At 72.9% G+C, this 13,729-nt stretch carries 13 protein-coding genes; 7 read left to right on the top strand and 6 right to left on the bottom strand.

The window, feature by feature from the left end; all coding sequences use genetic code 11:
• The first annotated feature begins 166 nt into the window (after window positions 1-166).
• Window positions 167-505, top strand: coding sequence for an STAS domain-containing protein (locus tag AB0C87_RS14215; protein ID WP_345184612.1), 339 nt, complete (start codon window positions 167-169; stop codon window positions 503-505).
• A gap of 31 nt (window positions 506-536) precedes the next feature.
• Here the strand turns inward: AB0C87_RS14215 and AB0C87_RS14210 are convergent, their stop codons facing one another.
• The 5 genes from AB0C87_RS14210 to AB0C87_RS14190 form a co-directional block, all read right to left on the bottom strand.
• A complete protein-coding gene (locus AB0C87_RS14210; protein WP_345184614.1) occupies window positions 537-1,310 on the bottom strand; it encodes an SGNH/GDSL hydrolase family protein in 774 nt (257 codons plus the stop codon).
• Between the two features lie 115 nt (window positions 1,311-1,425).
• Window positions 1,426-2,040 carry an ATP/GTP-binding protein gene (locus AB0C87_RS14205; protein ID WP_345184669.1) on the bottom strand — a complete coding sequence of 205 codons (615 nt, stop codon included), beginning with the start codon at window positions 2,038-2,040 and terminating at the stop codon, window positions 1,426-1,428.
• Window positions 2,041-2,074: 34 nt separating this feature from the next.
• Complete coding sequence (locus AB0C87_RS14200; RefSeq protein ID WP_345184616.1) at window positions 2,075-2,530, bottom strand: DUF742 domain-containing protein; 456 nt, start codon at window positions 2,528-2,530, stop codon at window positions 2,075-2,077.
• 30 nt (window positions 2,531-2,560) lie between these two features.
• The gene (locus AB0C87_RS14195; RefSeq protein ID WP_179836164.1) at window positions 2,561-3,007 is read right to left on the bottom strand and encodes a roadblock/LC7 domain-containing protein; all 447 of its coding nucleotides are present in this window, start codon (window positions 3,005-3,007) and stop codon (window positions 2,561-2,563) included.
• Window positions 3,004-6,246: a nitrate- and nitrite sensing domain-containing protein gene (locus AB0C87_RS14190; RefSeq protein WP_345184620.1), complete on the bottom strand. Its 3,243-nt coding sequence runs from the start codon at window positions 6,244-6,246 to the stop codon at window positions 3,004-3,006. The genes AB0C87_RS14195 and AB0C87_RS14190 overlap by 4 nt, the downstream gene beginning before the upstream one ends.
• A 443-nt stretch (window positions 6,247-6,689) precedes the next feature.
• Here AB0C87_RS14190 and AB0C87_RS14185 point away from each other — a divergent pair, with 443 nt between their 5' ends.
• From AB0C87_RS14185 to AB0C87_RS14165, 5 genes are all read left to right on the top strand, one after another.
• Window positions 6,690-7,670, top strand: a complete 981-nt coding sequence (locus AB0C87_RS14185) for an ABC transporter substrate-binding protein (RefSeq protein ID WP_345184622.1) — start codon at window positions 6,690-6,692, stop codon at window positions 7,668-7,670.
• A complete protein-coding gene (locus tag AB0C87_RS14180) occupies window positions 7,670-8,446 on the top strand; it encodes an ABC transporter permease subunit (RefSeq protein WP_353834515.1) in 777 nt (258 codons plus the stop codon). The genes AB0C87_RS14185 and AB0C87_RS14180 overlap by 1 nt, the downstream gene beginning before the upstream one ends.
• Window positions 8,443-9,246, top strand: coding sequence for an ABC transporter permease subunit (locus tag AB0C87_RS14175; protein ID WP_353834516.1), 804 nt, complete (start codon window positions 8,443-8,445; stop codon window positions 9,244-9,246). The genes AB0C87_RS14180 and AB0C87_RS14175 overlap by 4 nt, the downstream gene beginning before the upstream one ends.
• A 52-nt stretch (window positions 9,247-9,298) precedes the next feature.
• The gene (locus AB0C87_RS14170; RefSeq protein ID WP_360577740.1) at window positions 9,299-10,096 is read left to right on the top strand and encodes an ABC transporter ATP-binding protein; all 798 of its coding nucleotides are present in this window, start codon (window positions 9,299-9,301) and stop codon (window positions 10,094-10,096) included.
• 159 nt (window positions 10,097-10,255) lie between these two features.
• Window positions 10,256-11,518: a flavin-dependent oxidoreductase gene (locus AB0C87_RS14165; RefSeq protein ID WP_345184631.1), complete on the top strand. Its 1,263-nt coding sequence runs from the start codon at window positions 10,256-10,258 to the stop codon at window positions 11,516-11,518.
• Between the two features lie 89 nt (window positions 11,519-11,607).
• Here AB0C87_RS14165 and AB0C87_RS14160 read toward each other — a convergent pair whose 3' ends face one another.
• Window positions 11,608-12,219 carry a TetR family transcriptional regulator gene (locus AB0C87_RS14160; protein WP_353834517.1) on the bottom strand — a complete coding sequence of 204 codons (612 nt, stop codon included), beginning with the start codon at window positions 12,217-12,219 and terminating at the stop codon, window positions 11,608-11,610.
• Between the two features lie 114 nt (window positions 12,220-12,333).
• Between AB0C87_RS14160 and AB0C87_RS14155 the strand changes: the two genes are divergently transcribed.
• Window positions 12,334-13,725 carry an MFS transporter gene (locus AB0C87_RS14155; RefSeq protein WP_353834518.1) on the top strand — a complete coding sequence of 464 codons (1,392 nt, stop codon included), beginning with the start codon at window positions 12,334-12,336 and terminating at the stop codon, window positions 13,723-13,725.
• The last annotated feature ends 4 nt before the right edge of the window (window positions 13,726-13,729 follow it).

Below are 13,729 nucleotides of genomic sequence, written 5' to 3'. Positions count from 1 at the left end.
CACATCCGACAAGCACCTTACGGCGCGTCACGATCACGCACACCCCTGTTGCGGCGGGTTGGCAGGCGGCCCGGCGTCCGCGATAGTTGTCGAACGGAAAATATTTGCCGGGTGATTCCGGCCAAAGCAGCACACAAGAGGGGAACCCCCCGTGTCACCTTTGGAAGTGACCACACGGCCGGACGGCGGACGCGCCGTCCTCAGGCTGTGCGGAGAACTCGACGCCGCGGGCTCGCAGGAGCTGCGCGTCCACCTCGACGAGGCCCGCCGCGAGCACGGCGACCACCTCGTGCTGGACCTCACCGACCTCGAGTTCATGGACTCGGGCGGCCTCTCGGTCATCGTCGCCTGCTACAAGGCCGCCACCGCGGCGGGCGGCAGCCTCGTCCTCGCCGGCCCCCGGCCCATCGTCCGCCGCGCCCTGGAGATCACGGGGCTGCACCGGCGCATCCCCGTCAAGAGGACCCTCCAGGAGGCGCTGGCGGCCGAGCCCGACCGCGCCTAGGGACGGCGCGGCCCCGGCGGGCGGCCCCGCCCTAGAGCGGGAGGGGGGTGGGGCGCTTGGGGCCGCGGCCGTCGCCGGAGGAGCGGCCCGTGGCCCGGCGGCCGATCCACGGCAGCAGGTAGGTCCGGGCCCAGTGGACGTCCTGGCGCCTCATCGTGAGCCAGTCGGCGGGGTCGAGAGGCGGCCAGGGCTCGCGCCAGTCGCCCTCGACCGGGACCCCGACCACCCCGGCGACGTAGAGCGCCATGCGCCGGTGCCCCTCGGGCGACAGGTGCAGGCGGTCCTCGTACCAGGCGCGCGGGTCGTGGAAGACGCGCAGCGGCCACAGGTCCACCACCGAGCAGCCGCGGTGGTCGGCGATCGCGCGCAGGTGCATGTTGTAGGTGGCGGCCTTGCCCCGGATGCGGCCGCCCGAGCGCAGCCCGCGCGGGTCGAACCCGGTGAAGACCACGACGCGCGAGCCGGTGGCGCGCAGCCGCCGGACCGCGTCGTCGAACACGACGGCGGCCGCGTCGGGGTCCGCGCCCGGACGGATCATGTCGTTGCCGCCCGCGCACAGCGTCACCAGGTCGGGCGAGAGCCCGACGGCGATCGGCACCTGCTCGTCCACGATCTGCCGCACGAGCTTCCCGCGGACGGCCAGGTTGGCGTAGCGCAGGTCCGGGTTCAGCACGGCGATGTGCTCGGCGAGCCGGTCGGCCCAGCCGCGGAAGACGTCGGTCTCGCCCGGGTAGGGGTCGTTCATGCCCTCGGTGAAGCTGTCGCCGACGGCCACGAACGTTCCGATCTTCTCCACTTCGCTCATCGCAACCCCCAGAGCGGATTCATGCTCGATCACGACGAACAATCATGCATCGTGCACACGACCTACGCGACCGTAGCCACCGGCCGGACCGCGCCGCGCCCCCCGCGCGCGGCGTCTAGGTCCAGCTGGGGGACGTGGTGCCGAGCTGCCCGCCGGGGGCGCCCTGCGCGGGGGCGCCCGCGTGGGCTCCGGCGGCGTGCACCGTCATCGCGTGCTTGACCAGCGTGATCAGCACCTGCTTGGTGGACTCGCGGCTCCGCGCGTCGCACTGCACGATCGGCACGTGCGCGCTGATCGACAGGGCGTCGCGGATGTCCTCGACGGCGTACTGGAACTCGCCGTGGAACCCGTTGACCCCCACCACGAACGGCAGGCCGAGCTCCTCGAAGTAGTCCACCGCGGCGAAGCAGTCCTCCAGCCGGCGGGTGTCGACCAGCACGACGGCGCCGATCGCGCCGCGGACCAGGTCGTCCCACATGAACCAGAAGCGGTGCTGCCCGGGCGTGCCGAACAGGTAGAGGATCAGCTCGCTGTCCAGCGACACGCGGCCGAAGTCCATCGCGACCGTGGTGGTCGTCTTGTCCGGGACGGCCGACAGGTCGTCCACGTCGGCGCTGGCCGCCGTCATCACCGCCTCGGTGGTGAGCGGCATGATCTCCGAAACGGAGCCGACGAAGGTGGTCTTGCCGACGCCGAAGCCGCCACCGACGACGATCTTGACCGAGGTCAGCTCGGCCTCCCCGCCGTGCGGCCCCGGGACCTGGTCAGAGCTTCCGAAGGCCACTGAGCACCCTTTCTAGCAAGCGGAGGTCCGGCTGTCCGCCGGCGGTGGTGGGGGACTGCGACTGGTGCAGCCGCAGCAGCCCCTCGACGGCCATGTCGGCCACGAGGACGCGCGCGACCCCGAGCGGCAGGCGCAGCAGCGCGGACACCTCGGCGACCGAGCGGGCCGACCGGCACAGGTCCATGATCGCCCGGTACTCCGGGGTCAGCACGGCCACGTCCCGCGGCGGGTAGGGCGCCGCGGTGACCAGCGCCTCGATGGCCAGGTCGTAGCGCGGCCTGGTGCGCCCGCCGGTGACCGCGTACGGGCGCACGAGCGAGCTGCCGTCGTTGTCGTCGCGCTCGGGGGGCCTGCCCTGCACGGGGGCCCGCCCCTGGTCACCCGGCCAGCGGCCGCCGCCTCCGGGACCGCCCCCGAAGGGACTGCCTCGATCCATGTCGCCGACCTCCGTCAGAGTCAGTCACGGTCAATAGCGGGCGGGCCCGGCGCCCATCTCGGTCACGGAAGGCCCCGAGTACGGGGGCTGCTCCTGGGCGCGCAGGGCGGGAGTCAGCACCCGTCCCACCCGCTCCACCAGGAGCGTCATCTCGTAGGCCACCAGCCCGAGATCGCAGTCGGGCGCCGCCAGCACCGCGAACACCGACCCGTTCGTGATGGACATGACGAACAGCAGCCCGCGGTCCATCTCCACGACGGTCTGGTTGACCCCGCCGGCGTCGAAGATCTTCGCCGCACCCTGGGTCAGGCTCATCAGCCCCGAGGCGATCGCCGAAAGCTGGTCCGCCCGCTCGGGCGGGAAGCCCGCCGAGTAGGCCATCGGCAGCCCGTCCGAGGAGACCACGACGGCGTGCGCGACCTTCGCGACACGGTCCGCGAAGTTCGTCACCAACCAGTTGAGATCCTGCCCGCTCACCGGGTGCCTCCTGTCTCGCCGTCACCCTGGGACGGCGCTTCACCTGACGTGCCTGCGCCGCGTGCCTCATGGCGTCCGCGGTGGACGCCGCGCTGCAGGCTCGCAAAGCGGTTGCGTACGACGTCGGCCGACTGGCCGTGACCCTGCTGCTGTCCCTGCGGCTGCCCCGGCGCCTGGCCGACGACCGGCAGGCCCTGCGTCGGCGCCTGCGGTCCCTCCAGGCCGCCCCCTCCGGGCGCAGGGCGGCCCAGCGGGGCCGCCGGCGGCCGGGGCGCGTCCTGCGCTCCGCGGCCCACCGCACCGGGGATGCGGTTCTTGCCGGGCACCCGCTTGGGCAGTCCGACGGTGGTGCGGCTCGTCGCCACCGGCTCGCGGGCCGCCTCGGCGGCGCGGAAGCCCGCGTCCGCCGGGGACTCCCAGCCCTTGCCGAGGTCCTCGCCGGACCCGCCGCCCGTCCTGCGCTGGAACCACTCCGACTGCATCGCGTCGAAGATGGGCGAGCGCTCGGGCAGCCGCGGCGGGGCCTTCGGCTCCGGCTGTGCGGCCGCCGCGGCCCGCACGGCCGGCTGGGGAACGGGTGGCGGCTCGTGCACCGGGGCCTCCGGCACGTGGGGAGCGGACATGGGCGGGACGTCCGGAGCGGACATCGCCGGGATGTCCTCGGCGTACGGGGCGGGCGCCTGGCCGGGGTTCGGGCCGACCTGCTCCAGCGGCCCGGTCTCCCAGGGGATGTGCCGCCCGCCGCCGGACTCGGGCACCAGCGGCTGCGCCTCCGGGACGACCGGCTGGGGGCCCGTCCGCCCGCCCGGCGGGTAGGCGCCGTTGGCGGGGGCGTCCTCCACCTCCTGCGAGCGCTCGCCGCGCGGCTGGAAGAGCCCGTTCGAGGACCCTCCGTCGGAGGGGCGGCCCTGCAGGTGCGTGCCCGGCTCCCGGACCGGCAGCTCCCCCGGCCTGCGCGGCTGGCGCTCGCCGGTCCCGTAGGGGTCGCCCGCGGGGGCGCGCCGGTCCCGCGAGGGGCGCCGCTCGGCGGGCGGGACCGCGGGATGCGCGCCGGTGCCGTAGGGGTCGTGCACGCCCTGGGCCGGGATCGGACCGGTCTCGGTGATGCTCGGCTGCGGGCCGGTGGCGCCGCGCACGGGACGCAATGGTCCGGTGCCGCCGACCATGGGGTGCGCGCCCGTGCCGCCCGCCATGGGATGCGGTCCGGTGCCGCCGCCCATGGCGGCGGGGCCGTAGTCGTCCTGCCGGAACCCGCCCCCGGGCGGCTCGGCGGCGGTGGTGGTGGTGAGCGCGGCGAGCTGGCCGTGGGAGCCGGCCTCGCGGGGGGCGAGGCCGGGGCGGCTGCCGATGCCGCCGGACTCGCCCGGCGTGACGACCGCGTCCGGCAGCACCACGAACGCGGTGAGGCCGCCGCCCTGGGCGGCCCGCAGCTCGACGCGGATCCCGTGCCGGACGGCCAGGCGGCCGACCACGAACAGGCCCATGCGGCGCGCCGCGGAGAAGTCGATGACGGGCGGGTTCGCCAGGCGCCAGTTGGCCTGCTCCAGCTCCTCGGGCGACATGCCGACGCCGTTGTCGGTGATCTGCAGCATGCAGCCGCCGCCGCTCAGCATCTGCCCCGAGACCGTCACCTTGGTGTTCTCGGACGAGAACACGGTGGCGTTCTCCACCAGCTCGGCCAGCAGGTGGACGAGGTCGTTGACGACCGGGCCGGCGACCGTCATGTCGCCCTGAACCCGCAGCGCCACGCGCTCGTACTGCTCGACCTCGGACAGCGACGCGCGGACGACGTCGATCAGCGGGACGGGCTGGTTCCACCGGCGCACCTGCTCCTGGCCGCCGAGGACGAGGAGGTTCTCGCAGTTGCGACGCATGCGGGTGGCGAGGTGGTCCAGCCGGAACAGGTTGCCGAGCTGCTCCTCGTCGCGCTCGCTCTGCTCCAGCTCCTCGATCAGCCGCAGCTGCCGCTCGATCAGGGACTGGCTTCGGCGGGAGAGGTTGACGAACATCGCGTTGATGTTGCCGCGCAGCACGGCCTCGTCGGCGGCGAGCCGGACCGCCTCGCGGTGGACCTCGTCGAACGCCCGCGCCACCTGGCCGATCTCGTCGGTGGAGTCGATCTCGATCGGCTTGACCTCGATGCCGCCCGCGGCGGCCTCGGGGTCGCGCAGCCGGTCGACCAGGCCGGGCAGCCGCGTGTTGGCCACGTCCAGCGCGCCGGACTGCAGCCGGCGCAGCGGCCGCACCAGCGAGCGGGCCATCACGATCAGGGTCGCCAGGACGACCGCGAGGACGAGGAACAGCAGCACGCCGTCCCGGATCGCCGCCGTCTGCGCGCCGGCACGGGCGTCGTCCGCCTTGGCGGCGAGGTCGGCGGCGATGCTCTTCTCGACCGTCCGCAGCTTGTCGACCCGCGCGGTCGAGTCCGACGTCCACGACCGGGCCGTGCGGGCGCCGAGCCTGACCCGCAGTTGCCGGGAGGAGTCGGCGACGGCCAGCGTCTGCAGCCGGGTGACCTCCGCGCGGTCCAGCTCGGGACCGGTGACGGTGTCCTCGAACAGCCTCAGCTGGGCCGGCGTCGCCGAGCTCCGAAAGGCGTTGATGCTGGTGTCCATGTCCGCACGGGCGTCGTCGACCGCGGCGCGGTCGAGCGGCTCGAACCGCCCCTCCCAGAGCGCGGAGGCGAGCAGGGCCCGTTCGCGGGACGCGGCGTCCTTGGCGTTCGCCAGGTCGGCCAGCGCCAGCGCGCTCTGCGCGAGCTCGGCCGTGGGGGCGTCCTGGGAGACCAGGACATGGAAGGAGGTGAAGTCGTCGACGAACTCGGTGTACTTGTCGATGATCACCCCGGGTGCGAGGCGGACGGCCGCCGTGCGCAGCGCGGGCAGGTCGTCCACCCGGTTGAGGACGTTGCCGACCGCCAGCCGCAGGCCGGAGGAGTACGTCTCGACGTCCGCCGCGGCGGCGCGCACCTTGCGGGCGTCGGCGTCCACCGCCTCCTGCCGCGCGGCGAGGATGTCGGCGCCGCCGGTGCGCCCGCCTCCCGCCGCCCGTTCCGCCATCGCGTCGCGCTCGGCCTCCACGTCGTGCGCGAGCGCGGTCAGCTGGTTACCGAGCGTAGCCAGCTGGCCGGTCCGGCTGTAGGCCTCGGCGTTGTCCAACGACACCGAGACCCGGTAACCCGCGAAGAACGCGGCCACGATCGTGGGCACCGCGATGAGGGCGAACAGACGCGTGCGCACTCGCCAGTTGCGCAGCTTGTAACGCCCACCCTGGGAACTTCGCTTCGGGGCGTCGCCCCTGGCAGACGGGCCTGGCTGGGGGGATTGCGGGGCCATCTCGGCCCCTTCTGCTTTCCGCACTGCCCTCCGCTACCTCTCAATGGGGTCGATCGCTCGCGGCGTACAGTGGCCTGAACGGGATTCGGGTCGCATCGCTCACCCACGCCACTGCGGGCGAGCGCGAGATATTGCAACACAGAGCCACCATCATGGCCAACCCGAATGATCACACAAGTCTGGACTTGTGATGCAGAAGATGCCCATGTCACAGACTGTTATCTCATGTTCACATAATTGCACATAATCCTCGCATCTCACCCAAGCCAGGCCCACAGTGCGCTACGCTCCCGCCTCGTTTGAAAGATCAGGTTCAACGTGCTTCCCCCGCAAAATGGAGCCTTGCCATGCCTGCTTCCCACCGCCGTACAGCCGTCACCGGCGCGCTAGCGATCGCTCTGGCTCTCTCCGCCGCGGCCTGCGGCTCCTCGGAGAAGAAGTCGGCCAACGGTCTGGAGAAGTCCGAGATCACCCTCGGCAACATGACCGTCGCCGACACCGCGCCCGTCCAGCTCGCCATCTCCAAGGGACTGTTCAAGGCCGAGGGCCTGACTGTCAAGACCCAGGTCATCCCGGGTGGCGCCGCGGGCATCCCGCTTCTGAAGAGCGGCCGGCTGGACTTCAGCATCAGCAACTACGTCTCGCTGCTCACCGCCGGGGCCAAGGACCCGGGCTTCAAGCCCAAGATCGTCGTTGAGGGCATGCAGAGCGCGCCGAAGACGCACACGCTGATGGTGCGCAAGGACTCCCCGTACCACACGATCAAGGACCTGGCCGGCAAGAAGATCGCCGTCAACACCAAGCGCAACGTGGCCACGCTGCTGGTGCGGGCCGCCGGCAAGCCGCAGAGCGTCGAATTCGACGAGGACAGGAACTTCGTCGAGGTCCCCCCGCCCGCCATGGAGCAGGCCCTGAAGTCCAAGAGCGTCGAGGCCGTCCAGGCGATCGAGCCGTTCGGCACCCAGATGCAGCAGTCCATGGGCGCCCGCATGGTCGCCGACCTGTCCAGCGGCCCGACCGCGGACTTCCCGGTCGCGGGTTTCGCCACCACCGAGAAGTTCGCCAAGGAGAACCCCAAGACGGTCGCCGCCTTCCAGCGCGCGCTGCTGAAGGCGCAGGGCATGGCCGCCGACCGCAAGCTGGTCCAGGACGTCCTGCCGACCTACGCCAAGGGGATCGACGCCAAGGTCGCCTCCACCATGAGCTTCGGCACGTGGCCGACCACGCTGAACGCCACCCGCCTCCAGCGCGTGGCCGACCTGATGCAGCAGTTCGGCTACCTGGACAAGCCCCTTGACGTCAAGTCGTTCATGGTGACCTCCTCTTAATGAAGTACCGCCGTATCCTTCTCGGCGCCGCCGGGGTCGCCGGGCTGGTCGCCGTCGTCGAGGTCGTGAGCCGTACCGGCCTCGTCGACGAGACCGCCCTGCCCCCGGCGTCGACCGTCCTGCGGGAGGCCGGGAAACTCGCCGTCGACGGGGAGTTCCTCGCCGACGTCGGGGCCACGCTCACGGCATGGGCGGGCGGGCTCGCGCTGGCGGTGCTCGTCGCGGTGCCGCTGGGCGTGCTGCTCGGCTCGGTGCCGGTGCTCGGCACCGCCTCCCGCGCGCTGGTCGAACTGCTGCGCCCCATTCCCTCGGTCGCGCTGATCCCGCTCGCCATCATCCTGTTCGCCGACCCCACGCAGATGAAGATGTCCTTGATCTTCTATGCCTGCCTGTGGCCGATCCTCATCAACACCCTGTACGCGCTCCGCGACGTCGATCCGGTCGCCAAGGAGAGCCTGCGCAGCTTCGGCTTCGGGACGCTGTCGGTGCTGTGGCGCGTCTCCCTGCCGAGCGCTTCGCCGTTCATCGCCACCGGCGTCCGGATCGCCGCCTCCGTCGCCCTCGTCGTGGTGATCAGCACCGAGCTCCTCGCGGGCGGGATCAACGGGGTGGGGATCTACCTCTCCGACACCCAGTCCGGAGGCGGCCGGACCGACCTGCTGCTGGCCGGCGCCTGCTGGGCCGGAGTGCTGGGACTGCTGGCCAACACGGCCCTCTTCGGGGTGGAGCGGATCGCGTTCCGCTGGCACAACGCTCGCGTGGAGGGGATCGCATGAGGGCCCTGCGAGCGCTGCGCGGGTTCGCCGGGCGGGTCTGGCTCGTCGCCGCCGCCGCCGTGCTGTGGGAACTGGTCACGCGCGCGGTGGACGAGACCTACTTCCCCCCGCCCACGACGATCTTCGACGCGCTGCACGAGCTGTGGTTCTCCGGACCGGCCTCCCACGCGTTCCTCACGGACAAGGCGGTGGACGACTTCTCCACCAGCCTCACCCACCTGTTCGTGGGATGGGCGGTCGCGGGCGCCGCGGGCGTCCTGGCGGGCGCGGCGATCGGCAGGTCACGGGTCCTGTACGACTTGCTGAACCCGGTGCTGGAGTTCCTGCGCGCGATCCCCCCGCCCACCCTGGTGCCGTTCTTCATCATCGTGTTCCAGCTCGGCGCGACCATGCAGGTCGTCACGATCGCGTTCGGCGTGGTGTGGCCGGTGCTGCTCAACACCTGCGACGGGGTCCGCACCGTGGATCCCCTGCATCTGGAGACGGCCCGGGTGTTCGGCGTCGGCCGGGTCCGCAGGCTGCTGACCGTCACGCTCCCGGCGGCCTCCCCCAAGATCTTCGCGGGGCTGCGGGTCGCGCTGTCGTTCGCGCTGATCCTGATGGTCATCTCCGAGCTGTTCGGCAGCACCTCGGGCATCGGATCCGAGCTCATCGGCGCCCAGCGCTCGTTCGAACTGCCCCGGATGTGGGCGGGGATCGTCATGCTGGGCCTGCTCGGGCTCCTGTTCAACGCGGTGTTCATGCTCCTGGAGCGGCGCCTGCTCTCCTGGCACACTGGCGCGAAAAGGCTCGCGAGCTGACGATGACCCCAATGCCGACCCTGACGACATACACACAGCAAAGGCGGCCGTGGTGCTCCAGATAACCGGCCTCAGCCATTCCTACGGCGACGGTCACCGGGCCATCGACGGGCTCGACCTCACCGTCCCGGACGGTCAGCTGCTCAGCATCGTCGGCCCGTCCGGCTGCGGCAAGTCCACCTTGCTGCGCTGCATCGGCGGGCTGATCCGCCCGACCGCCGGGACCCTCACCCTGAACGGCGAGCCGATCGACGGCGTGCCCGACGACCTCGCCGTGGTGTTCCAGGACTACAGCCGGTCGCTGTTCCCCTGGCTGACCGTCCGCGACAACGTGGCGCTGCCGCTGCGGCGGCGCGGCAAGGGCCGCTCGGAGCGGCGCGCCGCGGCGCAGGAGGCCCTGGAGTCCGTGGGCCTCGCGGACGCCGGACGCAAGTACCCGTGGCAGCTGTCGGGGGGCATGCAGCAGCGCGCGTCGATCGCGCGGGCTCTGGCCTACCGCCCGTCGCTGCTGCTCATGGATGAGCCGTTCGGGTCGGTGGACGCGCAGACGCGGGAGGACCTGGAGGACCTCGTCCTGCAGATGCACCGGACCCGGGAGATGACGATCCTCCTGGTCACGCACGACATCGACGAGAGCGTCTACGTCGGTGACCGAGTGGTCGTACTGAACCGCTCGCCCGCCCGCGTCCACGCCGACCTGCCGGTCGGGCTTCCCTCGGCGCGCGACCAGATCGAGACCCGCGGGACCCCGGAGTTCGTCCGGCTCCGGGCCGAGGTCGGACGGCTGGTCCGCGGTGGCGCGAAGGTGCCGGGCGCGGCGCCCGCGGGCACCGCGCCCGGCACCGGGTGAGCCGGAGGGACGGCGGACCGGGGCCCCGGCGGCGCCCGGTCCCGGCCGGTGAGACCAGGACGCCCCGGTGAGAACGGCCGCCACGTGCGGCGACACGAACGAGACCGGCGCGGGCGGGCCGCCTGGGCCCGGTCGCCCGAGACCAACGGAGGGTGATTCATGCGCGTACTCATCGTGGGGGCGGGCATCGGCGGGCTCACCACCGCGCTGAGCCTGCACGAGGCCGGAGTCGAGGCCCTCGTCGTCGATTCCGCCAACCGGCTGCTGCCGCTCGGCGTCGGCATCAACCTGCTGCCGCACGCCGTCCGGGAGCTCACCGAGCTGGGATTCGCCGACGAGCTGGCCGAGACCGGCATCCCGACAGGCGAGATGGTGCACTTCGACCGGCACGGCGGCCGGATCTGGGCGGAGCCGCGCGGGCGCGCGCTCGGCTACAACTGGCCCCAGTACTCGATCCACCGCGGCGAGCTGCAGATGATGCTGCTCGACGCCGTCCGCGCGCGGCTCGGCCAGGACGCCGTCCGCACCGGGACCGTCTTCGAGGGCTTCGAGCAGGACGGGACGCAGGTGCGGGCCCGCCTGCTCGACCGGGCGTCGGGCACCGCCGAGACGGTGACGGCCGACGCGCTGGTCGGCGCGGACGGCCTGCACTCCGCCGTCCGCGCGCAGCTGTACCCGGACGAGCCGGCGCCGCTGTGGAACGGCATCAGGCTGTGGCGCGGCATCACCGAGGCCGACCCCATCCTGACCGGGCGGACCATGGTCGTCATGGGGAGCAACGCCACCTCGAAGATCGTCGTCTACCCGATCTCCATGCGCGTGGAGCGCCGGGGCAAGGCGCTGCTCAACTGGGCCGCGGAGGTCAGGCTCGCCGACGATCAGCTGGACTGGGACCCCGACTGGAACAAGGCCGGCCGCCTGGAGGACGTGCTCCCCTACTTCGCGGACTGGAAGTACGACTGGCTCGACTTCCCCGCGCTGATGTCCCAGGCGGCGGAGATCCTGGAGTATCCGATGGTCGACCGGGACCCCGTCGACCGCTGGACGTTCGGCCGCGTCACGCTGCTCGGCGACGCCGCCCACCCGATGTACCCGATCGGCTCCAACGGGGGCTCCCAGGCCATCCTCGACGCCCGCGTCCTGGCGCACGAGCTGGCCGGCGCCGACGACCCCGCCGAGGGGCTGCTCGCCTACGACAAGGCGCGCCGCGAGCCGGTCAACGCCATCGTCCAGGCCTGCCGGGACATGCCCGCCGACCGCATCCTCCACACGGTCAGCCAGCGGGCGCCCGACGGTTTCTCCTCGATCGAGGACGTGCTGACGCCCGACGAGCTGAACACGATCACCGGCGCGTACCGGCAGACGTCGTTCTCCGACGTCGAGGCCCTGAACTCCCGCCCCTCCTTCTCGGCGGCGGGCTGACGGCGACGCGGACCGGCGCGCGTTGACGGGCGCGGTGAGGCGGTCGCCTCGCCGCGCCTTCGGCTTTCGCGCGGAAGACGGTCGTGCGCTCAGGAGGCGGCGACGGCGGCCAGCCGGGCGCTCATGGCGCGGGAGGCCCGCTCGTAGAGGGACGCGTCGTCGTGGAGCAGGGCCTGCGCGCCGCCCGCGCGGCAGAGGGCGTCCAGTTCGAAGGCGAGCTGGGAGACGTCGGTCGCGGCGTCGATCTCGCCGAGGTCGCGCGCCTCGCGGAGGCAGCGCTCCAGGAAGGCGCGCCAGTCGCGCTGCGACGCGGCGATCGCGTCGCGGACGCGTCCGGGGCGGGCGTCGAACTCGGCCATCGCGGAGTGGAAGAAGCATCCGCCGGGGAAGACGGGGTCGCGCTGGTAGCGCTGCCACGCGTCCAGGAGCGCGCGGACGCGGCCGATCCCCTCGGGGACGGCGAGCGCGGGCTCGATCACGTGCAGGCGGAACACCTCGGCCGCCTTGCGGATCGTCGCCAGCTGGAGCTCCTCCTTGGAGCCGAAGTGGGTGAACACGCCGCTCTTGCTGATCCGCAGCTCGGTGGCGAGCCGGCCGATCGACAGGCCCTCCAGGCCCTCCGCCGAGGCGATGTCGGCGGCGCGGCCGAGGATCGCGCCGCGCGTCTGCTCGCCCTTGAGAAGCCGTCCGTCGGTGGTCACGCCCTTAAATCTGCACGACCGTTCGTTCAAAGTCAATGCGCCCGCCCCCTTGACTCGGAACCTCCTTCTAGAAGAGTGTACGATCGTTCGTTTACTTTCCTGAGAGGTCCCCCCATGCCCACCGAGACGCAGACCGGCGCGGCGCCGCCGCGGCCGGTCGCCGCGCGCCGGGACGTCCCCTGGCTGGCCGCCGGCGCGACGTTCCTGGCCATGCTCGACGCCACCGCCGCGAACCTGGCCGTCGCCGACCTGCACACCGACTTCCCGGGCAGCACCCTGTCCGGCCTGACCTGGGTGATCACCCTGTACGCGGTGCTGTTCGCGGCGCTGCTCGCGCCCGCCGGCCGCGTCGCCGACCTGGTCGGCCGGCGGTCGCTGTACCTGTGGGGCACCGGCCTGTTCACGCTGGCGTCGCTGGCCTGCGCGGTCGCGCCGAACCTGCCCGTCCTGCTGGCGACGCGCGCCGCGCAGGGCGCCGCCGCGGCGGCGCTGATCCCCGCGTCCCTCGCGCTGCTGCTGCACGACACGCCTCCCGAGCGGCGCGCCCGCAGCATCGGGCTGTGGAGCGCGGCGGGCGCCTTCGCCGCCGCGATCGGCCCCGGCCTCGGCGGGGTGCTGGTCGACCTGTCCGGCTGGCGGTCCCTGTTCGTCATCAACGTGCCGATAGGGCTGGCGATGCTGCTCGGCGGGCGGCGCCTGCCCCGGGCCGCGGGCGGCGCGGGCCGGCTGCCCGACCTCGCCGGGACGCTGCTGCTCGCCGCCGGGGTCGGCGGGGCCGCGCTCGGCGTCACGCAGAGCCGGGACTGGGGCTGGACGGACGCCCGGACCCTCGCGCTGCCGCTCGGCGGCGCCGCCCTGGTCGCCCTGGCGCTGTGGCGATCGGCGCGGCACCCGGTGCCCGCGCTGGAGATCTCGCTGTGGCGCGACCGCCGGTTCGCCGCCGCGAACGCCGCCTCGTTCCTGTACGGGACGGCACTGTACGCGTGGCTGCTCGCCGGCGTGCTCTACCTGACGGGCGAGTGGCACTACTCGATCCTGAAGGCGGGGTTCGCCTCGACGCCGGGCGCGTTCACCGCCACCGCGGCGGCGGTCGCGGCGGGCCGCCTCGCCGCCCGCTTCGGCGTCCGCCCGGCCGTGACCGGCGGCGCGCTGATCATGGTCGTGTCCGGGGCGTGGGTCATCGCGACCCTGCCCGCGGAACCGCACTTCGCGACGTTCTGGCTCCCGCTCGGCCTCCTTGTCGGGACGGGCATGGGAATGATCAGCACCGGCACCGCCTCGGCCGCCGCGCTGTCGGCCGGGCCGCTGCGGTTCGCCGGCGCCACCGGGCTCAACACCACGGCGCGGCAGCTCGGCGGCGCGCTCGGCATCGCCGTCCTCGCCGCGCTGCTGCCGGAGCGGGCCGCGCTCGGCGACTACGCCTCCGTCTACCTGTTCTGCACGATCGCCGCCGCGGGCACGGCCGCCGCCGGCCTGCTCCTCACCGTCCGCCCGCCGAGGCCCTGAGCCG

It is taken from the genome of Actinomadura sp. NPDC048021, from assembly GCF_040653135.1.
In the GTDB taxonomy this organism is placed as follows: domain Bacteria; phylum Actinomycetota; class Actinomycetes; order Streptosporangiales; family Streptosporangiaceae; genus Spirillospora; species Spirillospora verrucosospora.
This window is presented reverse-complemented; position numbering and strand designations above follow the sequence as displayed.

Bases quoted from the DNA above. Each gene is read 5' to 3' on its own strand.
- AB0C87_RS14200 (WP_345184616.1), bottom strand. From the start codon at position 2,530: ATGGATCGAGGCAGTCCCTTCGGGGGCGGTCCCGGAGGCGGCGGCCGC.
- AB0C87_RS14210 (WP_345184614.1), bottom strand. From the start codon at position 1,310: ATGAGCGAAGTGGAGAAGATCGGAACGTTCGTGGCCGTCGGCGACAGC.
- AB0C87_RS14185 (WP_345184622.1), top strand. From the start codon at position 6,690: ATGCCTGCTTCCCACCGCCGTACAGCCGTCACCGGCGCGCTAGCGATC.
- AB0C87_RS14175 (WP_353834516.1), top strand. From the start codon at position 8,443: ATGAGGGCCCTGCGAGCGCTGCGCGGGTTCGCCGGGCGGGTCTGGCTC.
- AB0C87_RS14180 (WP_353834515.1), top strand. From the start codon at position 7,670: ATGAAGTACCGCCGTATCCTTCTCGGCGCCGCCGGGGTCGCCGGGCTG.
- AB0C87_RS14155 (WP_353834518.1), top strand. From the start codon at position 12,334: ATGCCCACCGAGACGCAGACCGGCGCGGCGCCGCCGCGGCCGGTCGCC.
- AB0C87_RS14165 (WP_345184631.1), top strand. From the start codon at position 10,256: ATGCGCGTACTCATCGTGGGGGCGGGCATCGGCGGGCTCACCACCGCG.